The following is a 19,440-nucleotide window of genomic DNA, read 5'->3' as shown; positions in this document are numbered from 1 at the left end:
CAGGCGCAGCAGGCCAGCAGTGTGCAATCGTAAGATTAGTGATATGTAGAGAAAGGAGCCCGTTTTGGAAGATGCTGAAAAGATTTATAGGGCAACAGCCACGACTAGTCGGAAATACCCAAAACGGCTTACAGACTATATTGACACGTTAGTTAAGCGTGGCAGGCTTCTGGAGGCCAAGCACTTCTTTTTAGACCTGTGCAAATTAGGCCCGAATCATGAAAGAACAATACGACTAGGTTATACGATAGCAATCGCCACCTTTGACAATGATTGGGTTTATAAATACGACAAACTTTTAACGGACTCTGCAAAAGACAGCAACGAAGTGCACTGGTATCGTTTACGATATTATCAATCACAGAACAATATCGCAGCTTGCGAGAGTACATGTTGCGAGCTTCTTCAGAAGCAATTGAATGCTGACCAACTATCAACAATCATTGAAGTCTGCATTGGACGAAATAGTTATATAATAGCTGAGCCGCTAGCAAAGTACTTATCAATGAACCACATAGCACTAACACCTCAATACAATAACTGGCTCAAGCAAGTAGTAATAACAAGACTTACACACTCTCTTCAGAGGTGCAAATGACCAGCTTTTTGATTGTGAAAATTCTGGACGATAGAAGCATTACTCTTCCTTCCACCTTTAACTATGGCAGTGTTGAGCTTCGATCTTATTCAGCTGACACTCAACTAGAAGTCAGTGCATTTGAAAAGTCCGCATCTGAAAACGGGCTGGATTTCAACAAACATAAAATATGTGCAAGGATTGCTACAATCATTGACTGTGAGACTCATAACGAAGCCATACATGCTGCTGACACCAAATTCCTTGAAGTTCTTGATTTCAAGTCTACTGAATTTTCGATATCCGCGATAAAGACTTCTCGAATCGGACTGATAAAAGACTTATCATCGGGCGAAATCACACCTATTACAAGAACCGGCTTTCAGCAGTCTCTTTCTTTTGTAATGCGTCATGGAAGCATACAAAATGTTGACACCACAGTTTATTTGCTCTCACTCAAAAACGAGCTATGCGACCGATACAGACGGTCTCTCCACTGGGCAAGAAATAGCAAAAACGAGACAAATCCTCAGCTGAAAATAATCTTTTTGTGGTTCGCCCTAGAGGCATTATTAAAAGCGGACGAAAACGATAACTGTGTAGAGAGCTACATCAGATTATTTCTAGGATTTCCAAACGGACAGCAGCAATGGATAGTAACACCCGAAACTAAAGCAAAACTAGAAAAACATACCAGATACAATCACTGGAAAAAACAACTTATTGAAGTGGTCAAAGAGATTCGAGATTTTCGGAACGACTCTGTCCATTCAGGATTCCGAAGTGTAGACTTTACAAAAGAAAAACTCGAATTGTTTAGCACGATTATGATTTATGCCGTAGGTAGGTGCCAAGCTGGCGTAATGCAAGGATTACTCAATAATTTAGAAACGCTACTCGAATTTAAAGAATACGCAGTACCGCTGTTTGAGAACAACAAAAACCTCATCAACGACATTCACAATAATGTCATTTACTCTCTAGATCACCCCATGATTTACTAAAAAATCGCCCTTCAGTTAAATTACGCTCTGATATGACAGGCCGCTTTTGGCCGATAGCGGTCTATCACGACGGTACGCAATCGACCCCATGCAGACATTCATAGCGATTAGCTAATGGGTCGGTTCAGCCGACCCCGGTGAACGAAGCGAACTATTTGAGCGCATTATCAGGGGCGCTTTTTTGTGGCACTGATCCTTGGAGTTGCTCGAGTCTACTTAGCTTATGGACTAGCAGCCTAGCCCCACTATCATCCACGAATTGCTCATACAGGACGGTGCTGTCTCGGAAGTGATTGTCTAGGCGATTCAGGACATCTCTTAGTGCTGCGAGCATATCCTCGACTGCAGCTCTGCTGATACCGCTGAGAGGATTGGAGTTTCGGTTACTAAGGTAGTTGTGGTCTTGATGAGCTATACGTTTGTTGCGATGCTCGCGGGCGAACTCTGCTGCCGTTACCGCCTTAGTGCAGAGATCCTGAACCTCCGCCCTTAGCGCGGAATCAGTGATGAGTGGTGAAAGCGACAGCACGGTTAGGTTCTTCTTTTTTCCTGTACTAGAAGGGTCCGTCATTCGTGACACGCCAAGTAGTACGCTATCCCAAAGCTCATCTTGCACGATTTTAAAGAATAAACCAGCCGTTCTATTGAGCAGCTGAACCGTGTCAGTTGAATCTCCGAAAAGCTGCCGATACTGCTGCCAGAGAACATGAAGCTCTACCAGTTCTCTGTAAAGTTCGTAGAAATTAGCACCGAGTTCTTGTCCCATCGTGGAAATATAATCGGCACGTACTTCGTCTATGGATCGCGTTACCATTTAGTGGCCTCCAATTACCATTTGGCGACATCACTCCAGTGCTTGAGCGCGGTTGTGATGCTCTATAACGTTTCTTGTCGTCCTTTTAGCCGTTATCTAGCCTGGTGGGAATCGCAGCGCGACATAGCCCAAGGAGAAACGCGACACGGATGACGCCAAGCTTAGCTGCGTTAAAGTTTCAGTGTTGGACGCCACCTCTCTGCGACTAGTCTATCCAGCGGCTGCTTCTGGCCGAAAGCAGACGTCCGTGAGCGGCGCTAGTGGGCAGAAGCGGTCGTTAAGAAAAAATCGTGGAGGACAGCTAGGGGCAGCTCTTTTCTACCAGGTTGGGAGGGCTGAGCAATACTTCGCGGAAGGCTGCACCGAGCTATAGGGAAGCAGTCGAGGGCGTAGGGCAAGGTACCTAGTGTTATTCCAGATTTGTAGACCGGCGAGAGATGATCATCTCTTCGAGGATCTCGCGGAGCAGGCGGTTAATTCCCGCTTCGCCGTGGTACCTGGAGCGTTCAATGTGCGCAATCGTGAAATTGTCGCTGGTCGGGGCCGATCACTTCGATAGACAAGCTACGGTCGGCATTTATCGAGCAGGTGATGGGGCATTGTGGAAGGCGCCGAGACAACAGGTCACCAATCTCACGTCTGCTCATTGTGTCCACAACGTAGACTCCTTTTGCTGATGGTAGTGATTCTTTGAGGGTGAAGTCGCAGGCGCGAAGGATGTCATCAACAAAAAAAAGGCCTCTTAGAGGCCTTTTATTCAAGCTGCGTTATTTGCGAACCCAGCTTTCAACCTCGTCGGAACCGTGCTTGGTTTTCCACTCTTTGAGCGTCTTGTGGTTACCGCCTTTGGTTTCAACCACTTCACCGGTATGCGGATTTTTGTAGGCCTTCAGCTCGCGAGGCTTGCGTTTGCCAGGTGTCGCCGCTGGTGTTGAAGCGCGTTTCGTGCTCTGCGGATCCAGCAGGTTGATGATGTGCTTGAGGCTGAAACCGTACTGATCGAGCAGCTCGCGTAGCTTGGTTTCGAACTCGATCTCTTTTTTCAACGCGCCATCGCTCTTCAGTGCTTCCAAAGCCTGAAGCTGTTCGGCGAGGTGTTTCTCAAGCTGGCGGTATTCGGCGAGTTTGGACATGTGAATTCCTTGTTGTGTTTTAGCGATATCTATCTGAAGTGTATTACAGCACGGAGTTCAGCTCACTTGCGCCCCTTCAACTGGTCTTCGATGTAGCTCATTTCGTTCTTGATCAAGTTGACCGTCAGTGTCTGAACATTCGAGACCTTGCCCGTTTTGATGTCCACGATTTTCATCAGCGCGGTCAGGTGGTTTTTGCGTGCCTTCAAGGTGTCGGTCCAGTTCGCGCTGCTCAGTATTGGAGTGATCATGATCTTTGTCCTGATGGGGTTCTAAACAGCCCGCGTGAGCGGGCTGCTTCGGGTTCAAGCTGCCAGCAGATCCTCTGCGCTGATGGAGCGGGCTGCGGTGACTAGGTCTGAGTGACGAAGATCCGAATGGAAAGGACCGAATTGAGGTACATCGAGCTTGGAGAAACCATATCCCGAGTACCCTCGGGCGTAGTCCGCCGCGAGTATCCGCGCGCCCAGGGCTACCAAGTGTTCCGCAGCGGAGTTCCACTGTTCTTCCAGAGTCAGCTTTACAGCGCTCAGGGCCAATTCTTTTGCATCGTTCTCCCGCTGCTGTGCAGTTGCGATTTGCGTTTCAAGGGAGTCGAGCTCAGCCTGCAAGGCCTCCATGATGAGTTCCTGTCTTCTGACATGCTCATCGGTGGCGGCGAGTTGTTTGGCTGCCTTCTGCATTTCGCTGTTAGCGGATTTCTCTCCGTCGCTATCACCACTCGCAAGGCTACGCGCATACAGGCTTGCAGCATCTCGTTCTGCCTGCTGTGCTTTCTCCAGCGATTGCTGCGCATCCGACTGAATGGTCTGAAGGCGTTGGGTCAGGTGCGATTGTGTCTGCTTCAGCGCTTCGATTTCAGCGGCAGCTTCGGACATGGTCTGGATCGACTTTGCCCTGATTTCTTCGACGTGTTCAATGCGCTCCAAGTAAGCCATCTTTTCCTCGATACGGCTGATCGAGGATGGAATTGCCCTCAGGCGACATTCGGCACTGGAGTAACGATCCATGGCGGCACTTCTCTCAGGGCTTCCGATCATGTTGCCGATTGGACTGTAGTTGTTAGGCGCATTGCTCCATTCCGCGTGCAAGATGGGAAGACTGTTTTCAATTGCTTCTTTCTCGGCAATCAATTCGGCGAGTTGCTGTTTCAATTCATTCATTGTCATGTTCGTTGTCCTTGATGAGTTTGATTTGAGTGATTCGGCTGGCGAGGCCGGGAATGAGCCGGCGTTACCTCGATCAGCAGAGTTGCCCTCAGGCAGCCCGTGCCTCGCCGTCATCCGTTCCCGGAATCACTTTCACGATGTAGCAGCGCTGCTGGCCCAGGCCGGGCAGACGCACCAAACTCGACGCCTTACCGTCGCTGCTCGGTTCCAGCACACCGCGCTGCAGTAGCTCCTTGTTCACCGCCGTTAGGTTCATGCCGCGGAAGATCTCCGAGCGCCACGCCTCGGTCAGCACGTAATAGGTGTTGGTGGTGTGCATGGTGTCGCCCATGCCATGCTCCAGCGTCTTGCGAAAGCCGAGACGGTCGATAGTGCGTGGGCCGTGTTCGTCGATCTTCGCCGCCGCCGATTCCCAGCGAGTGAAACGGCTTTCACCGAAGCGCTCGATGACCTGGCGCAGCCGCGCCAAAATCGCATCGCCTTCGAAGTTTCCGGCGCCGCCACGCTCGTTCAGCCATGCGTTCAAGCACACCCGAGCGGCCGTGGTGGCCGTGCCGTCCGGCCAGCCGGTAATGCCCATCGCGGTGGCCAGCTCGCCAGCGGCCGCCGCGAGACCGAAACGCGCCGCAGCACGGTGTGCCTGTCCACTGGCAGAGGCTGGGAGCGCTTTGGCTATAAAGCCTTCCAGCGTGCGGCGCACGATTGCCGCCCAGCCGTGGCGCTTGCCCGGTTCGCACAGGGCGGTGAGAAACGCGGTGATCGGTGTGCCGTAGTAGTTCGCCACCCGCGCCTTGAGCGCGTCGGACAGAGCTGCGGCGTCCTCAAACCCGTTGAGTGTGTCGAACATGCCAAGGCCTTTGCTGGCATCCGCCGGGACGGCGAGCATGCGCACCTCCATGCCGGCTTTCAGTTCCTTATTGGCTTCGGCCATGTGCTGGGCCAAGGTCTTCTCGCCGGTAGAGAGGAACAGCAAGCGCCATTCCTGCACCTGTCTGCCCGCTTGGCCTCGATCATTGGCGCGGGCCTTGCCGGTGCCGTTGCCGAGCATGTACACCGTCTCGCCGATGATCCGGGCATCACACATGCCGATTTCATCGAGCACCAGAAGCCCGTCGGAATGCGCGGCGGCGATAGACTCCAGAGCGTTGTCGGTCGAGCGCCACGAACGCACCAGACGCGGTCCGCCGTAGATCGAGGCGGCAACTTGCAGGTGCGTGGTTTTGCCACCGGAGCTGTCGCCGTACAGGTGAAAGCCGCCCGATTCGTGGCCGAGCATGTGTAGCAGGGGGCCGGCGAAGGCCACACCGACGACAAACGCCAAACGGTGGTTGCCGATGCACAGCGCACCGATTTGCTGTTGCCATTGTTCCAACGTGCCCGCTTCGCTGATCGGCGGAAGCTGCGCGCCGGCCTCGTAGAAGTGCAGGTGTTCCGCGTGCATGCCGACCTGTTGCTCGGGCAACAGAAAGGCGTTGTCATGCCAACCCAAACGGGTGACCAGTCGCGCACGTTGCGCGCTGTCGAAGCCGCCGAGGTAACTCTGCAAATCGTTGCGTGCGTTGCGCCCCGAGCGACTGCCTGCCAGACGCAACCCCATGTCCACCAGTGGGCCGAGCACGTCCTTACCAAAGTCGCCGGTCATGGTGCGTGCCGGGATGTTCCAGCGTTTCTTGGTGCCGTCGGGATCGTCGAACTCGACCAGCAAGCCCCAGTTGTGACCCTTCTCGTCGCGGGTACGCGCAAGGATTGCTAGTGGCGAACACACCGGGCGTGCTTCACCGTCGTCGCCTGCGTAAAACACACCCTCGGGCGTCAGGCGAAAGCCTCCCGGCATCAGGTCGTTTTTCGATTTTGCCGGGCGCTTGGCTGCTGCTTTGGGTTTCGCTTCCGGCTCTGGTTCCGGCTTGGGTTCTACCGGGGCAACCATCGGTTTTTCTTTGATCACGCCGAATAGTTCGCCGCTGCTTTGCAGTTCGGCGAAGTGGCCGGCGGTCCAGCCTTTGGAGAGTGCATCGGCGGCATCGTCGCCGTCGTCCCATTGACCACCATTGGCAAACGCGGCGCGGTCGTTCTTCAGCGTCGGCTTGCGTTTGAACACCTCCAGCGCGATGACCCGGACCGAAGCGGCGCCGATTTCGCGCAGCTTTTCGGCAACGTTAGCCATGCAGGCTTTACCGCTGTCGTCGTTGTCCGGCCACAACAAAATGTCGCGTCCTTTAAGCGTCGTCAGGTCGGCTTTGTGCCAGGAATTGGAGCCGTTCGGCCAGCAGGTGGCCACGTAGTCCGGCAGCAACTCGGCGGCGGCATCCGCAGCTTTCTCGCCTTCGCACAGAACCACTGGTGTGTCAGCGCGCAGGACCAATTCATCAAGGCGCAGCAGCGGACGCGGATCCGGCAGACCCTGCCAGCGCCATTGTTTGGTTTGGCTATCGGCACGCTGACACCACGTCAGCGGCGCAAAGACCTTCTTCGGCTTGCCGTCTTCATCCGGGCCAAGGTCGAAGCGATACAGCGCCATGAGCGGCTGACCCTGTACGTCGCGGTAGATCCACACCTTGGACGGCACACCGTGTTCACGGTGCTTGGCCGGGCACTTGTTCATGGTCTCGGTCGGGATCGGCTGGATGGCGTTCCATGTTGCTGCCTCGGGCTTGCTCGGAGCGGCCATAGTCTTGGCGGCACCGGGCGCAACGCTCAGCCAGTCCGCCAGCTTGTGGCATGCTTCGACGTCGGTACCGCCGTCCAGATAGCGCACCAGATCGATCAGGTCGCCGCCTTTGTCGCCGGTGGCAAAATCCGCCCAAGTGCCCTTGCTCAAACTGACCTTGAGCGAACCGGCGCGCTTGTCGCTGCGGGTCGGATTCGGAGCGGTGTATTCCTTGCCGCCATCCACGCGCTTGCCGTTGGGCAGCCAGTGCGACAAGACACGATCAATGTCTTTCAGCGCAGCTGCTTTCACGTCGGCAAAGCTCGGGCGTTTAGCGTTGTTCGGTCGTTGGCTCATGTGTCAGCCCTCGGTAGAAACAGCGCATCGTTGATGTCGTCGATCAGCGCTTTGGCCATCTCGCCCAGGTACAAGGCGGGCCAACTGAAACGCTCGCCGTGGTCACTCATGGCAGCGTCGAAACTGAGCTGGTTCGCGTGATGCTGCAGCAATGACACCATCTCCAGTGCGTCTTCGACTGGCACACCGGCGTTGACGCGAAACAGCTTGAGGTCGGTGGCATTAACGCGAGAAAAGGTAGCGTGGCCCGGTGTGGTGGAAATGCTCATAGCGCACCGCCTTTCTGCACCGCAGGCGCCGAAGTGTTGTCACCGTGGATGGCCAGCGTTTTGATCAACCCGAGGGTGCCGCGCACGTCCCAGAGAACGGCGGCAATGACGTGATTGGCAAGGCGTGAGGATTCGTTTTCGAAGTGATCTTCCAGCAGCGTGAGTACCGAGTCGGCACGGGCAATGGCGCAGGTGATAGCGTCGATTGGTACACCGGCTTCGGCGGTTGGATTCACGCAGAGCAGATCTTCGGGCAGGGCAAAACTCAGGGCGTTGTTCATTGGGCACCGCCTGCGGTTTCGAGTGCGCGGGCTTTGGCCATGTGAGCGTTGTAGCGGGAGAGGCGTGTAGCGAGGCTGGAGTTGGCGTGTAAAGCGGCGAGAGCCATTGCACGGTGTGCAGCGGCGCGAATTTTGGACGGATTGAGGGCGTGCATAGGTGGCGCTCCAAGTTTTGACTATGGAACTGCCACGATCCTTTCCACGGGATTGGGTGGCAGCTGTGCGTGGGGTGGAAATACCGGGAAACTTGGAACCCGGCCAGGCCGAAGCCTGCCCACACACAGCCGCCATAACTCGAAATCGCAGGCGTAAAAAAAGACGCCTGCAATCGTAATGGGGGCGCCTGTGCGCCAAGTTTTCAAACGGGTTTCCACGCCCGGTCGCTGAATTTGCAGCTACGGCCAGAGAGTAACGTCCGTGTTTCGAAATAGCAACTGCGCTGATGGCTTGCGGATTTTTCAGGTGCGGCATAAATTGTTCGGGCATGTAGATTGACCTCAACGCCTCCGGATCGCCCCCGGAGGCGTTTTTGTTTCAGGCATGGGCTTCCCAGCGCAGGGAGAGAAGGGGCAGGAATCCGCCGCTGAGCATGGAGCGGGCATCTTCGTAGGCGTCGACCTGCTGGCCTTCGTCGACGACCACGGCCCCGGTCTTTTCGCAGTGAAGGGAGAGGGCGCACCAGGTGCCGTCGGCCCAGCTGAGCACGCTGACAACGCGACCTTGCTTGTCCTGCTGGCTGCGGTAGCGTTCAAGGCGCTGCATGACGCGAGTCGAGAAACCGATCCGACGCAACACGGAAAAGGGATGCATCAAAGCGTTGTTTGCAGTCTTGTGGCTCATGCAGCCACCTGATCGCGTGCCTCGATGCGGCTGCGCGCCCACGCTTGAACTTCGGAAAGGACCCAGGCGACAGGGGCGCCGCGTGCGTTGCTGTTGCTCAGCTTGACGGGCTGCGGAAAGCCGCAGTCGGTGCGCTGCATCAGTTTGTAGATGGTCGAACGCTTCATCCCCACAATGCCTTCCACCTCCCGCATGCGGATCAAAGTTGAAGTGGCATCAAAAAGTGAGGTGGCGTTGACGGGAGTCTTGCGGGGAAAATCGGTAACAGAGGTGTTCATAGGTATTGCTCTCGATTGATTTGGACAACGAGAGCAATGGTCTAGAAAATCGTCTGCGGGAAGCAGTTCACTTCCAATTGAAATTTCGGTGAACCTTTGTTCACAGCACAAAGTTGCGCTTGAGTATGGCCTCTACGCTTTTGCGGGTCAGCGCTTTTTCGGTTTCCAGCGTCAGCCACTCCGCGCGCTGCTTGGGCGGTTTGGAAACCTCCCGCTCCAGCCAAGCATGTACCGCCGTGGTCACGTTTCTTCGTGGCATTCCGCTCGTCACGTAGTGGCGACCTTGCCTAATGATTGCTGTATCCCGTGCGCTGATTTCTTCGTTACGCTCCATTCCGCTGATGATGCCGCCCTTAGTGCGTATAGCGTTCTTGATTGCTCTGTAAGCAGTAGGGGTCAGTTCGTCACTGATCAAGCAGGGTAGGGTTGTTATGGGCTCCAGAAACAGCACGTATTGTTCTAGTGCCTGAATGCGTTCAATGGGATCGACCTGTCCCTCTACGACGAGACAATAAATATCCCACGGACAGTCCGTGGGAGGTTCAGCAACATGTGACCATGCCTCGTCTTCCGTAGAGCGCATCCAGTCAGATAATGCGCTTAGCGCTTTTACTGCGCAGGCCATGACGTAGGCTGCATATGCATCGCGCTCCGAAGCTGAAGGGCAGCTGCTGTATTGGCGAACCCAATGTGCAAGACGATTTTTTTTGTCGGTTGAGGCGTACTGAAAAATGGCCTCTTCATGCATCGTTGTCTGTATGCACATGCTGCTCATATCGCTGCTGATGTCGCCGTTCTGGATGCGTACGCAGCATTGATTGATTAGCTCGCATAGATCAGTGATCTGTTCATTGCAGAGCTCATAGAGCGGTTGACCGGAGAGATATTGAAGTAGGCCGGCGGTTAGCGCCGTGTGCAAAATTGGATGAGTTTCAATCATGCCCAAGGTTCTCTACGTGTAACGCTCTATCCCTCGCCCTGCGAGTTGGATGCGTTTCCAGCGATATTTGCGCTCTGGCCCAGCGTGGAGAAATTTGGCCCGCAGCATGCGAGGGGCTTATTCTGGTGTTACACGAACGGCATGCGTTACATCGCATGTACCGAAGGTCGTGCAAGAGTGTATCGGGATTGAAAGTCAATGAATCCGGGCGTTTGGCCGGCATCGTTACACGAGTTACACCTGTAACACGGATTTTGAAGGTGGTATGGATAAGTGCATTCATACCACTTTTCCAAATTGTCCCTTGATTACCTTTTCGCTTGCTAACGCATCAAGGTGATCTGCATACCACTGCATCATCTTCACTCGATGCTCAAGGTATTGAGCCTTGTTGTAGACCCCCGATATTCCCTCTTCTTTGTGAGCAAGCTGCGCTTCGACGTGCTCTTTCGGCCAGCCGTGTTCCCTGAGCAGAGTGCTGGCGGTGTGACGAGTACCATGACCAACCAATCGCCCCTTGTAACCGACTGTCGCGAACACCTTGTTGATGGTGTTTTCGCTAATCGTTGGGTTCTTTGCGCCCACCCCAGGGAACAGCCAGCGACTACGACCTGTGAGGCAATGAAGTTCTTTGAGAGCGGAGAGCGCTTGCTTAGGGAGTGGACACACAAAGTCCCTGCGCATCTTCATCTTGGCGGCGGGCGTCGTCCATATCGCTCTATCAAGGTCGAACTCTTTCCATTCAGCTAACCGAACCATGCCCGGTCTAGATGCGGTCCAGATGCAGAGCCATGCTGCAGTCCTGGCCGTCAACCTGCTGGGGGTATTTTTGAGTGCTTGGAGGAAGTCTGCCAACTCAGGCTCCAGCAAATGAGGATGCTGCTGAGTCTTCGGGGCTTGAGCTGCAATATCTCGCAGGCGGCTGCCCGGATCGTTTTCCGTGAGGCCTAGGCCGATGGCCCGCCCGAATATCTGATTGATCCAAGTGCGGCACTTTTCCGCCACGTTGTGTGCGTCTCGGGCTTCGAGAGATGCTTGGAGCTCTGCACAGTCGGTACGAGTGATTTCGTCAAGGGGCTTATCTCCCAGCGCTGGGAGTATGTCTTTGTCGAGGTAAGTGCGGATTTTGTTAAGAGTGGAGGGAGCGAGTCCCTTTTCTTCCTTGGCCTTGAGCCAAGCTTCAGCAGCGGCTCGGAAGGTCCGAGTCCTGGCAGCATCAATTGCCGCTTTGGCAGAGCGTTTTTGTTCGAGAGGATCGGCCCCGCTGCTCACTACCTTACGCAGTTCAGCAGCTTTGTCCCGTGCCAACGCACCACTTACTTCTGGGTAACCCCCCAGCCCCATCCAAGCCCAATTGCCCGCCGGACGTTTGTAGCGGAGCTGCCAGGATTTACCACCATCAGGTTTAACCCTGAAGTAGAGGCCGTTTCCGTCCAGCTCACGATATTCCTTTGATTCCGGCTCCAGTCCCGCAAGTGTCGTGTCAGCGAGAGGGCGGCGCTTGATGTCTGCGCGCTTCATCCTTGTATCCCAAAGTTCGGTATTTTTCTCAGGATACAAGCAGGGATACAGGGATACAACGGATAAGGGGAGACAGGGGTAGACAGACAGGCACAAAAAAACCGGCCAAGTGGCCGGTTTCTCTGGGTCTGAGAGGCTGGTAGAGACTCTCAGATACTGCTATGTGGTGCCCCGAGGGAGACTCGAACTCCCACTCCTTTCGAAAACGGATTTTGAATCCGCCGCGTCTACCAATTCCGCCATCAGGGCTCAATGGCGGCGAAGTATAGAGAGGTGATTACCGTTGGTCAATCACGTTTCATGGTCAATTTTTGATAATTCCGCTAGACTTTCCGGCCCTGCTAGACGAACCCCATCATGCGCGTTGCTGACTTTACCTTCGAGCTTCCTGATTCGCTGATCGCCCGCCACCCTTTGGCCGAGCGTCGCGCCAGTCGCCTGTTGACCCTGGATGGGGTCAGCGGCGCCCTCGCACACCGTCAATTCACTGATTTGCTTGAGCATTTGCGCCCGGGCGATTTGATGGTGTTCAACAATACCCGGGTGATTCCGGCGCGGCTGTTCGGGCAGAAAGCCTCGGGCGGCAAGCTGGAAATCCTCATTGAGCGGGTGCTCGATACGCACCGCGTGCTGGCCCATGTGCGTTCCAGCAAGTCGCCCAAGCCGGGGACAAAGATTCTCATCGACGGCGGTGGCGAAGCCGAGATGCTCGCGCGTCACGATGCGCTGTTCGAGCTGGGCTTCGATGAAGAAGTGCTGCCGCTGCTCGATCGCGTCGGGCACATGCCGTTGCCTCCTTATATAGACCGCCCGGACGAAGGTTCGGATCGCGAGCGCTATCAGACCGTGTACGCCCAGCGCCTCGGTGCGGTGGCGGCGCCGACGGCGGGGCTGCATTTCGATCAGCCGCTGATGGAGGCGATTGCCGCCAAGGGCGTCGAGACCGCGTTCGTGACCCTGCACGTCGGTGCCGGTACGTTCCAGCCGGTGCGTGTCGACAAGATCGAAGACCACCACATGCACAGCGAGTGGCTGGAAGTCGGCCAGGATGTGGTCGACGCCGTTGCCGCGTGTCGCGCGCGTGGTGGTCGGGTGATTGCTGTTGGCACCACCAGCGTGCGTTCACTGGAAAGTGCTGCGCGCGATGGCGTGCTCAAGCCGTTCAGTGGCGACACTGACATCTTTATCTACCCGGGCCGGCCGTTCCATGTGGTTGATGCCCTGGTCACCAACTTCCATTTGCCCGAATCCACGCTGTTGATGCTGGTTTCGGCGTTCGCCGGTTATCCCGAAACCATGGCCGCCTATAAAGCCGCCGTCGACAACGGGTACCGCTTTTTCAGCTACGGTGATGCGATGTTCATCACCCGTAATCCCGCCCCGACTGCCCCTGAACAAACAGGCCCAGAGGAAACAGAATGAGTCGCGAATGTCGCATGTCCTTTGAACTCCTGGCCACCGATGGCAAGGCCCGTCGTGGTCGGCTGACTTTCCCGCGTGGCACCGTCGAGACCCCGGCCTTCATGCCGGTGGGCACCTACGGCACGGTCAAGGGCATGTTGCCGCGTGACATCGTGGCCACCGGCGCGGAAATCATTCTGGGCAACACCTTCCACCTGTGGCTGCGCCCGGGCACCGAGGTGATCAAGGAACACGGCGACCTGCACGATTTCATGCAGTGGAAAGGCCCGATCCTCACCGACTCCGGCGGCTTCCAGGTGTTCAGCCTGGGCGCGATGCGCAAGATCAAGGAGGAGGGCGTGACCTTCGCTTCTCCGGTCGACGGCTCGAAAGTGTTCATGGGCCCGGAAGAATCGATGCAGGTGCAGCGCGACCTGGGCTCCGACATCGTGATGATCTTCGACGAATGCACGCCGTACCCGGCTGACGAAGATGTTGCGCGGGTATCGATGGAGCTGTCGCTGCGTTGGGCCCAGCGTTCGAAAAACGCGCATGGCGACAACACGGCTGCGCTGTTCGGCATCGTTCAGGGCGGCATGCACCAGGATCTGCGCATGCGCTCGCTGGAAGGCCTGGACAAGATCGGCTTCGATGGCCTGGCCATCGGCGGTCTGTCGGTGGGCGAGCCCAAGCACGAGATGATCAAGGTGCTGGATTATCTGCCGGGCATGATGCCTGCTGACAAACCTCGTTACCTTATGGGCGTTGGCAAACCGGAAGATCTGGTTGAGGGTGTGCGCCGCGGTGTGGACATGTTCGATTGCGTGATGCCAACCCGTAATGCCCGCAATGGGCATCTGTTCATTGATACAGGCGTGCTGAAGATCCGTAACGCGTTCCATCGCCATGATGATTCGCCGCTGGATCCGACCTGCGATTGCTATACCTGCCAGAACTTCTCCCGCGCTTATCTGCATCACCTGGACAAGTGCGGCGAAATGCTCGGCAGCATGCTCAATACCATCCATAACTTGCGCCATTATCAGGTGCTGATGGCTGGTTTGCGCGAGGCTATTCAACAGGGTACATTGGCCGCCTTTGTCGATGCCTTCTACGCCAAACGCGGGCTCCCCGTTCCGCCTTTGGACTGAGTTTTCTGACCCCAAGATTCAACATTTGCAACTGGAGTGCTAAATGAGCTTTTTTATCTCTAACGCCATGGCTGACGCAGCTGCACCGGCTGCTGCAGGCCCAATGGGCGGCGGCTTCGAGTGGATTTTCCTGGTCGGCTTCCTGGTCATCTTCTACCTGATGATCTGGCGTCCACAGGCCAAGCGCGCCAAAGAGCAGAAGAACCTGCTGAGCAGCCTTGCGAAGGGCGACGAAGTGGTCACCACCGGCGGCATCGCCGGCAAGATCACCAAAGTGGCCGATGACTTCGTGGTTCTGGAAGTTTCCGACACCGTGGAAATGAAATTCCAGAAGGGCGCCATCGCCGCCACGCTGCCAAAAGGCACGCTGAAAGCGATCTAAGGTTCCAACTTCTACTCAATCGACGGGGCGCGCAAGGCGCCCCGCGTTCATAACGGGCGGCGTGATGCTGAACAAATATCCTCTGTGGAAATACATTCTGATCCTGGCGGTGCTGGCGATCGGTCTGATTTATTCCGCTCCCAATCTATACCCCGATGACCCGGCCATTCAGGTCAGTGGTGCCAGCACGGCGCTGCAGGTCAATCAGGCCGATCTGGATCGCGTCAGCACGGCGCTGCGTGAGTCCGGGATCAACGTCAAGGCTTCGAGCCTGGCGGCCAACGGCAAGGGCGGCCTGATCCGTCTGACCAAGGCTGAAGACCAGCTGCCGGCCAAAGACGTTGTGCGCAAGGCATTGGGTGATGACTACGTCGTCGCATTGAACCTGGCACAAACCACCCCGCAATGGCTGCGCAATCTGGGCGCGCACCCGATGAAGCTGGGTCTGGACTTGTCCGGTGGTGTGCACTTCCTGCTGGAAGTGGACATGGACAAAGCCCTCGACGCCCGCCTGAAAGTCTACGAAGGCGACGTCAAGAGCCTGCTGCGCAAAGAGAAGCTGCGCTATCGCAGTCTGCCGCAGCTCAATGGCGCCATTCAGCTGGGCTTCAGCGATGCTGACTCCCGCGAACAGGCCCGTGCGCTGATCCGCAAGAACTTCAACGATTTCGACATTGTTCCGGCCGACCTCAACGGTCAACCGGTGCTGCGTCTGGCGATGACCCCGGCCAAGCTGGCGGAAATCCGTGAATACTCCATCAAGCAGAACTTGACCACGGTACGTAACCGCGTCAACGAGCTGGGTGTTGCCGAACCGATCGTTCAGCGTCAGGGCGCCAACCGCATCGTGGTTGAGCTGCCGGGCGTGCAGGACACTGCCGAAGCCAAGCGTATCCTCGGCAAGACGGCCAACCTCGAGTTCCGTCTGGCGGCTGAGCCGGGTGCTTCGAAAGCCACTTCCGAAACCTTCGAGTTCCGTGAAGGCAAGCGTCCTCCTGCACAGATCGAGCGTGGCCTGATCATCACCGGTGACCAGGTGACTGACGCCAAGGCTGGTTTCGGCGAGCACGGCACTCCAGAAGTGAACATCCGTCTGGATGGCCACGGTGGCGAGCTGATGAGCCGCGCGACCCGTTCGAACGTGGGTCGCAGCATGGCGGTGATCTTCATCGAACAGCGCCCGGTGACGACTTACACCAAGCAGGTTGTGGATGGCGTCGAGAAAGACGTGCCGGTACAGACCTTCAAGGAAGAGAAGAAGATCATCAGCCTGGCGACCATTCAGTCGCCGCTGGGTGCGCAGTTCCGTATTACCGGCCTGAACGGCCAGGGCGAGTCGTCCGAGCTGGCGCTGCTGCTGCGTGCCGGTGGTCTGGCCGCTCCGATGTACTTCGCTGAAGAGCGCACCATTGGTCCGAGCCTGGGTGCTGACAACATCACCAAGGGTATCGATGCGTCGCTGTGGGGCATGCTGTTCGTCTCACTGTTCATCATCGCCATCTACCGCTTCTTCGGCCTGATCGCCACCGTCGCGCTGGCGGTGAACATGGTGCTGCTGCTGGCGCTGATGTCGCTGCTGGGTGCAACGCTGACCCTGCCGGGTATCGCCGGTATCGTGTTGACCATGGGTATGGCGGTCGACGCCAACGTGCTGATCTTCTCGCGGATCCGTGAAGAGATCGCCGCTGGCATGACCGTACAGCGTGCAATCAACGAAGGCTTCGGCCGGGCATTCACCGCGATTCTCGACGCCAACCTGACCACTCTGCTGGTCGGCGGCATCCTCTTCGCCATGGGCACCGGCCCGGTGAAGGGTTTCGCAGTGACCATGTCCCTCGGGATCTTTACCTCGATGTTCACGGCCATCATGGTGACCCGCGCAATGGTCAACCTGATCTTTGGCGGACGTGACTTCAAGAAGTTGTGGATTTAAGGGGCTGCCATGTTACGTACAATCAACTTCATGGGCGTTCGCAACTTCGCGTTCGGCGTCACAGTGTTTCTCACGTTGCTGGCTATTTTCAGCGTCTTCCACAAGGGCATAAACTGGGGCCTGGACTTCACCGGCGGTACGCTCATCGAGCTGACCTATGAGCGTCCGGCTGATGTCACCAAAGTGCGTGAGCAACTGGTGACTTCGGGTTATCACGAAGCTGTCGTGCAGAACTTCGGTGCAACCACCGACCTGCTGGTGCGCATGCCGGGTGAAGACCCGCAGCTGGGTCATCAGGTGGCAGACGCCCTGCAAAAAGTCGGCGGCGACAACCCGGCGACGGTCAAACGTGTCGAGTTCGTCGGCCCGCAGGTCGGTGAAGAACTGCGCGACCAGGGCGGCCTCGGCATGCTGCTGGCGCTCGGCGGCATCCTGATCTACCTGGCTTTCCGCTTTCAGTGGAAATTCGCAGTCGGCGCCATCGTTTCGCTGATTCACGACGTGATCGTGACCGTGGGTATCCTGTCGTTCTTCCAGATCACCTTCGACCTGACGGTGCTGGCGGCGGTACTGGCGATCATCGGTTACTCGCTGAACGACACCATCGTCGTGTTTGACCGGGTTCGTGAGAACTTCCGTGTGCTGCGCAAGGCTTCGCTGATCGAGAACATCAACATCTCGACCACCCAGACCCTGCTGCGGACCATGGCGACGTCGATCTCCACTTTGCTGGCGATCGCTGCGCTGCTGTTCTTCGGTGGCGATAACTTGTTCGGCTTCTCCATCGCTCTGTTTGTCGGTGTGCTGGCGGGTACTTACTCGTCGATCTACATCGCGAACGTGGTGCTGATCTGGCTGAATCTGAGCACCGAGGACCTGATTCCTCCGGCCAACACCGAGAAGGAAGTCGACGACCGTCCATAACGGCCATCGCTTTTCCGGCTGTCAGCCCGAAAAAGGCGCGAGTTGAACTCGCGCCTTTTTTTATGCTCCAAGGCTGGGAGAAGCGCGGGCGTGTCCCGCATGTGATGGTCAGGAGGTTCATGTGAACAAGTCGTTGCTGGTTGGTGCGGTATTGGGTGCTGTCGGTGTGACTGCCGGGGGTGCTGTTGCCACCTACAGCCTGGTTAAAAGCGGCCCTGAGTATGCGCAAGTGCTGGCTGTTGAGCCGGTCAAAACACAGATCAAGACTCCACGTGAAGTGTGCAAGGATGTTGCCGTAACCCGTCAGGCGCCGGTCAAGGACCAGCACCAGATCGTGGGTACGGTGCTCGGCGCGGTAGGCGGTGGCCTGCTGGGCAATATGGTCGGCGGCGGTAACGGCAAGAAGATTGCGACCGTTGCTGGCGCGGTCGGTGGCGGTTATGCCGGTAACAAGGTGCAGGAAGGCATGCAGAATCGCGACACCTACACCACCACTCAGACTCGCTGTAACACCGTGAACGACATCAGTGACAAGGTTGTCGGTTACGACGTGCGTTACTCGCTGGATGGCAAGGAAGGCAAAGTGCGGATGGATCGCGATCCGGGCAACCAGATTCCGGTCGACAAGGAAGGCAAGCTGATTCTGTCGCAGAATCAGCCGGGTCAGTAAGGACCGACTGTTTAACAAGAAGCACCCTGTGGGGTGCTTTTTTGTGGCCCCATTTAAGCCGCACAACAAATTCTCTGTAGGAGTGAGCCTGCTCGCGATAGCGTTTTTCCATTCAAAACAAGTGGCGACTGATACACCGCTATCGCGAGCAGGCTCACTCCTACATAGGGCCGGAGGTGTGTCGGGTGACGAATTTCAGGCATAAAAAAAGCACCCCGCAGGGTGCCTTTTTCGTTTCGCGGAAAGCTTAGCGCTTCAGCGAAGCCGGCAGGTGCGGCTGGATGGCCGTCAGTACTGCCTTGAAGCATTTGGTGTTGCCGGCAACGATGTGGCCTTTTTCAAGGAAATCGTGACCGCCGGTGAAGTCGCTCACCAGGCCGCCAGCTTCCTGGATCAGCAGGGCGCCGGCAGCCATGTCCCACTCGGACAGGCCCGATTCCCAGAACGCGTCGAAACGACCGGCAGCCACGTAGGCCAGGTCCAGGCTGGCGGAACCGGCGCGGCGGATGCCGGCAGTCTGGCCAACCAGGGCGCGGAACATGCCCAGGTAGTTGTCGAGGTTGTCCATCTGGTCATCGCGGAACGGGAAGCCGGTGCCCAGCAGAGCGCCGTCGAGGCTGGTGCGACCGCTGACGCGCAGACGACGACCGTTCAGTTGAGCGCCGCGACCACGGCTGGCGGTGAATTCTTCCTGGCGAACCGGATCCAGAACCACAGCGTGTTCCAGGCGACCACGGTATTTGCAGGCAATGCTGACGGCAAAGTGAGGGATGCCGCGCAGGAAGTTGGTGGTGCCGTCCAGCGGATCGATGATCCACAGGTACTCTTCGCCTTCGATGCCGTTACCGACGTGCATGCCGGTCTCTTCGCCCTGAATCGAGTGATTCGGGTAAGCCTTGCGCAGGGCATCGATGATTTTCTGTTCGGCGGCGCGATCCACCTCGGATACATAATCCTTGGCGTCTTTTTCGTCGACCTTGATGGTATCCAGGCGCTCGATGGAGCGGAAGATCAGTTCACTGGCGCTGCGGGCGGCGCGCAGCGCGATATTCAGCATGGGCTGCATGGATGTGTCACCTAAGGTTGTTAAAGAAAGCCGCGCATTCTATCAGAACTTTTCTTCAGGTGAAGGTCGCTGTTCGCATTCAT

20 protein-coding genes and 1 tRNA gene are annotated in these 19,440 nt (G+C 56.6%); 8 read left to right on the top strand and 13 right to left on the bottom strand.

The window, feature by feature from the left end:
• Positions 1-64 precede the first annotated feature (64 nt).
• Positions 65-598 carry a hypothetical protein gene (locus tag J5M57_RS16645; RefSeq protein ID WP_207847901.1) on the top strand — a complete coding sequence of 178 codons (534 nt, stop codon included), beginning with the start codon at positions 65-67 and terminating at the stop codon, positions 596-598.
• Complete coding sequence (locus J5M57_RS16640; protein WP_207847902.1) at positions 595-1,581, top strand: HEPN domain-containing protein; 987 nt, start codon at positions 595-597, stop codon at positions 1,579-1,581. The genes J5M57_RS16645 and J5M57_RS16640 overlap by 4 nt, the downstream gene beginning before the upstream one ends.
• A 151-nt stretch (positions 1,582-1,732) precedes the next feature.
• Here J5M57_RS16640 and J5M57_RS16635 read toward each other — a convergent pair whose 3' ends face one another.
• From J5M57_RS16635 to J5M57_RS16580, 12 genes are all read right to left on the bottom strand, one after another.
• Positions 1,733-2,395, bottom strand: coding sequence for a hypothetical protein (locus J5M57_RS16635; protein WP_243435087.1), 663 nt, complete (start codon positions 2,393-2,395; stop codon positions 1,733-1,735).
• Between the two features lie 767 nt (positions 2,396-3,162).
• Positions 3,163-3,528 carry a histone-like nucleoid-structuring protein, MvaT/MvaU family gene (locus J5M57_RS16630; RefSeq protein ID WP_207847903.1) on the bottom strand — a complete coding sequence of 122 codons (366 nt, stop codon included), beginning with the start codon at positions 3,526-3,528 and terminating at the stop codon, positions 3,163-3,165.
• Positions 3,529-3,590: 62 nt separating this feature from the next.
• Positions 3,591-3,779 (bottom strand): hypothetical protein, encoded by a 189-nt coding sequence (locus tag J5M57_RS16625; protein WP_169431796.1) that lies wholly within the window; start codon positions 3,777-3,779, stop codon positions 3,591-3,593.
• A gap of 54 nt (positions 3,780-3,833) precedes the next feature.
• Entirely contained in the window at positions 3,834-4,697 is an 864-nt protein-coding gene (locus J5M57_RS16620) for a hypothetical protein (protein ID WP_243435088.1), read from the bottom strand.
• Positions 4,698-4,785: 88 nt separating this feature from the next.
• Positions 4,786-7,701, bottom strand: a complete 2,916-nt coding sequence (locus J5M57_RS16615; RefSeq protein ID WP_207847904.1) for a DUF927 domain-containing protein — start codon at positions 7,699-7,701, stop codon at positions 4,786-4,788.
• Complete coding sequence (locus J5M57_RS16610; RefSeq protein WP_085641054.1) at positions 7,698-7,970, bottom strand: DUF3077 domain-containing protein; 273 nt, start codon at positions 7,968-7,970, stop codon at positions 7,698-7,700. Before J5M57_RS16610 ends, J5M57_RS16615 begins: the two co-directional genes overlap by 4 nt.
• Positions 7,967-8,251 (bottom strand): hypothetical protein, encoded by a 285-nt coding sequence (locus J5M57_RS28945; protein ID WP_243435089.1) that lies wholly within the window; start codon positions 8,249-8,251, stop codon positions 7,967-7,969. The genes J5M57_RS16610 and J5M57_RS28945 overlap by 4 nt, the downstream gene beginning before the upstream one ends.
• 534 nt (positions 8,252-8,785) lie before the next feature.
• On the bottom strand, positions 8,786-9,091 hold the full coding sequence (locus tag J5M57_RS16600) for a hypothetical protein (RefSeq protein ID WP_085606852.1): 306 nt from the start codon (positions 9,089-9,091) through the stop codon (positions 8,786-8,788).
• A complete protein-coding gene (locus tag J5M57_RS16595; protein WP_169431792.1) occupies positions 9,088-9,369 on the bottom strand; it encodes an AlpA family phage regulatory protein in 282 nt (93 codons plus the stop codon). Before J5M57_RS16595 ends, J5M57_RS16600 begins: the two co-directional genes overlap by 4 nt.
• A 100-nt stretch (positions 9,370-9,469) precedes the next feature.
• Positions 9,470-10,309, bottom strand: a complete 840-nt coding sequence (locus tag J5M57_RS28940; protein WP_243435090.1) for a hypothetical protein — start codon at positions 10,307-10,309, stop codon at positions 9,470-9,472.
• 279 nt (positions 10,310-10,588) lie between these two features.
• A complete protein-coding gene (locus J5M57_RS16585) occupies positions 10,589-11,830 on the bottom strand; it encodes a tyrosine-type recombinase/integrase (RefSeq protein WP_207847906.1) in 1,242 nt (413 codons plus the stop codon).
• A gap of 164 nt (positions 11,831-11,994) precedes the next feature.
• Positions 11,995-12,079: transfer RNA gene (locus J5M57_RS16580), tRNA-Leu, on the bottom strand.
• 108 nt (positions 12,080-12,187) lie between these two features.
• Here J5M57_RS16580 and queA point away from each other — a divergent pair.
• The 6 genes from queA to J5M57_RS16550 all read left to right on the top strand — a co-directional run bounded on the left by queA (position 12,188) and on the right by J5M57_RS16550 (position 18,291).
• Positions 12,188-13,252 carry a tRNA preQ1(34) S-adenosylmethionine ribosyltransferase-isomerase QueA gene (queA, locus tag J5M57_RS16575; protein ID WP_064589078.1) on the top strand — a complete coding sequence of 355 codons (1,065 nt, stop codon included), beginning with the start codon at positions 12,188-12,190 and terminating at the stop codon, positions 13,250-13,252.
• A 14-nt stretch (positions 13,253-13,266) separates the two neighbouring features.
• The gene (tgt, locus tag J5M57_RS16570) at positions 13,267-14,382 is read left to right on the top strand and encodes a tRNA guanosine(34) transglycosylase Tgt (protein WP_161794909.1); all 1,116 of its coding nucleotides are present in this window, start codon (positions 13,267-13,269) and stop codon (positions 14,380-14,382) included.
• Between the two features lie 43 nt (positions 14,383-14,425).
• Entirely contained in the window at positions 14,426-14,764 is a 339-nt protein-coding gene (gene yajC, locus J5M57_RS16565; protein ID WP_003227923.1) for a preprotein translocase subunit YajC, read from the top strand.
• 64 nt (positions 14,765-14,828) lie between these two features.
• On the top strand, positions 14,829-16,697 hold the full coding sequence (gene secD, locus J5M57_RS16560) for a protein translocase subunit SecD (RefSeq protein ID WP_207847907.1): 1,869 nt from the start codon (positions 14,829-14,831) through the stop codon (positions 16,695-16,697).
• Between the two features lie 9 nt (positions 16,698-16,706).
• Positions 16,707-17,621, top strand: a complete 915-nt coding sequence (gene secF, locus J5M57_RS16555; protein ID WP_207847908.1) for a protein translocase subunit SecF — start codon at positions 16,707-16,709, stop codon at positions 17,619-17,621.
• 121 nt (positions 17,622-17,742) lie between these two features.
• A complete protein-coding gene (locus J5M57_RS16550) occupies positions 17,743-18,291 on the top strand; it encodes a glycine zipper 2TM domain-containing protein (RefSeq protein WP_025109224.1) in 549 nt (182 codons plus the stop codon).
• Between the two features lie 247 nt (positions 18,292-18,538).
• Here the strand turns inward: J5M57_RS16550 and suhB are convergent, their stop codons facing one another.
• Positions 18,539-19,357 carry an inositol-phosphate phosphatase gene (gene suhB, locus J5M57_RS16545; RefSeq protein ID WP_003227916.1) on the bottom strand — a complete coding sequence of 273 codons (819 nt, stop codon included), beginning with the start codon at positions 19,355-19,357 and terminating at the stop codon, positions 18,539-18,541.
• Between the last annotated feature and the right edge of the window lie 83 nt (positions 19,358-19,440).

It is taken from the genome of Pseudomonas sp. 86_A (genome assembly GCF_017491705.1).
Taxonomy (GTDB): domain Bacteria; phylum Pseudomonadota; class Gammaproteobacteria; order Pseudomonadales; family Pseudomonadaceae; genus Aquipseudomonas; species Aquipseudomonas koreensis.
This window is presented reverse-complemented; position numbering and strand designations above follow the sequence as displayed.

What these genes read in the sequence shown, in the direction of transcription:
- J5M57_RS16640 (WP_207847902.1), top strand. Translation starts at nt 595, where the DNA reads ATGACCAGCTTTTTGATTGTGAAAATTCTGGACGATAGAAGCATTACT.
- J5M57_RS16635 (WP_243435087.1), bottom strand. Translation starts at nt 2,395, where the DNA reads ATGGTAACGCGATCCATAGACGAAGTACGTGCCGATTATATTTCCACG.
- J5M57_RS16630 (WP_207847903.1), bottom strand. Translation starts at nt 3,528, where the DNA reads ATGTCCAAACTCGCCGAATACCGCCAGCTTGAGAAACACCTCGCCGAA.
- J5M57_RS16625 (WP_169431796.1), bottom strand. Translation starts at nt 3,779, where the DNA reads ATGATCACTCCAATACTGAGCAGCGCGAACTGGACCGACACCTTGAAG.
- J5M57_RS16620 (WP_243435088.1), bottom strand. Translation starts at nt 4,697, where the DNA reads ATGACAATGAATGAATTGAAACAGCAACTCGCCGAATTGATTGCCGAG.
- J5M57_RS16615 (WP_207847904.1), bottom strand. Translation starts at nt 7,701, where the DNA reads ATGAGCCAACGACCGAACAACGCTAAACGCCCGAGCTTTGCCGACGTG.
- J5M57_RS16610 (WP_085641054.1), bottom strand. Translation starts at nt 7,970, where the DNA reads ATGAGCATTTCCACCACACCGGGCCACGCTACCTTTTCTCGCGTTAAT.
- J5M57_RS28945 (WP_243435089.1), bottom strand. Translation starts at nt 8,251, where the DNA reads ATGAACAACGCCCTGAGTTTTGCCCTGCCCGAAGATCTGCTCTGCGTG.
- J5M57_RS16600 (WP_085606852.1), bottom strand. Translation starts at nt 9,091, where the DNA reads ATGAGCCACAAGACTGCAAACAACGCTTTGATGCATCCCTTTTCCGTG.
- J5M57_RS16595 (WP_169431792.1), bottom strand. Translation starts at nt 9,369, where the DNA reads ATGAACACCTCTGTTACCGATTTTCCCCGCAAGACTCCCGTCAACGCC.
- J5M57_RS28940 (WP_243435090.1), bottom strand. Translation starts at nt 10,309, where the DNA reads ATGATTGAAACTCATCCAATTTTGCACACGGCGCTAACCGCCGGCCTA.
- J5M57_RS16585 (WP_207847906.1), bottom strand. Translation starts at nt 11,830, where the DNA reads ATGAAGCGCGCAGACATCAAGCGCCGCCCTCTCGCTGACACGACACTT.
- queA (WP_064589078.1), top strand. Translation starts at nt 12,188, where the DNA reads ATGCGCGTTGCTGACTTTACCTTCGAGCTTCCTGATTCGCTGATCGCC.
- tgt (WP_161794909.1), top strand. Translation starts at nt 13,267, where the DNA reads ATGTCCTTTGAACTCCTGGCCACCGATGGCAAGGCCCGTCGTGGTCGG.
- yajC (WP_003227923.1), top strand. Translation starts at nt 14,426, where the DNA reads ATGAGCTTTTTTATCTCTAACGCCATGGCTGACGCAGCTGCACCGGCT.
- secD (WP_207847907.1), top strand. Translation starts at nt 14,829, where the DNA reads ATGCTGAACAAATATCCTCTGTGGAAATACATTCTGATCCTGGCGGTG.
- secF (WP_207847908.1), top strand. Translation starts at nt 16,707, where the DNA reads ATGTTACGTACAATCAACTTCATGGGCGTTCGCAACTTCGCGTTCGGC.
- suhB (WP_003227916.1), bottom strand. Translation starts at nt 19,357, where the DNA reads ATGCAGCCCATGCTGAATATCGCGCTGCGCGCCGCCCGCAGCGCCAGT.